Source organism: Candidatus Symbiopectobacterium sp. NZEC135, assembly GCF_025962695.1.
In genome coordinates, this window is sequence record NZ_JAGFPF010000742.1 from 1 (window position 1) to 990 (window position 990).

Genomic DNA, 990 nt, shown 5'->3' on the forward strand with positions numbered 1-990 from the left:
TTCCATGAGATTCGCGTCGCGATCCACGATGGGTATACGCTCGATGACGCAAAGCGCCCGCGTAACTACAGCGCGCAGCAGTATATGCGCAGTGAAGACGAGATGTGCGCGCTGTTCGCCGACATCCCGGAAGCGCTGGTTAACAGCGTCGAGATAGCCAAACGTTGTAACGTCACCATCCGTCTGGGGGAGTATTTCCTACCCCAATTCCCTACCGGTGAGATGTCCACTGCGGATTTTCTGGTTAAACGCGCCAGGGAAGGGCTGGAAGAGCGCCTCGCTTTCCTGTTTCCCGACGAAGAGGTGCGTAAGCAGCGTCGCCCGGAATATGACGAGCGTCTGGAGATCGAACTCAACGTTATCAACCAGATGGGGTTCCCTGGCTACTTCCTGATCGTAATGGAGTTTATCCAGTGGTCTAAAGACAACGATGTGCCAGTAGGACCGGGGCGCGGCTCGGGGGCGGGTTCACTGGTGGCCTACTCACTGAAAATCACCGATCTCGACCCGCTTGAATTTGACCTGCTGTTCGAACGCTTTCTTAACCCGGAACGCGTGTCAATGCCTGACTTTGACGTCGACTTCTGTATGGAGAAGCGCGATCTGGTCATCGATCACGTCGCGGAGATGTACGGGCGTGATGCGGTATCGCAGATCATCACCTTTGGTACCATGGCGGCCAAAGCGGTTATTCGCGACGTAGGACGTGTGCTCGGGCACCCTTACGGCTTTGTCGACCGAATTTCCAAGCTGGTGCCGCCCGATCCGGGCATGACGCTGGAAAAAGCGTTTGTGGCCGAGCCGCAACTACAAGAAATTTACGACGCCGACGAAGAAGTCAAAGCGCTTATCGACATGGCGCGCAAACTGGAAGGGGTGACGCGCAACGCGGGTAAACACGCCGGTGGGGTGGTGATATCACCGACCAAAATCACCGACTTTGCGCCGCTCTATTGCGATTCGGAAGGGAATCATCCAGTTACCCAGTTT

1 protein-coding gene is annotated in these 990 nt (G+C 56.0%); it reads left to right on the forward strand.

Translation table 11 applies throughout. The features are described 5' to 3' along the window. Window positions 1-990, forward strand: a 990-nt coding sequence (gene dnaE, locus J5224_RS30125) for a DNA polymerase III subunit alpha (RefSeq protein ID WP_264628725.1), incomplete at both ends; no start/stop codon positions are given.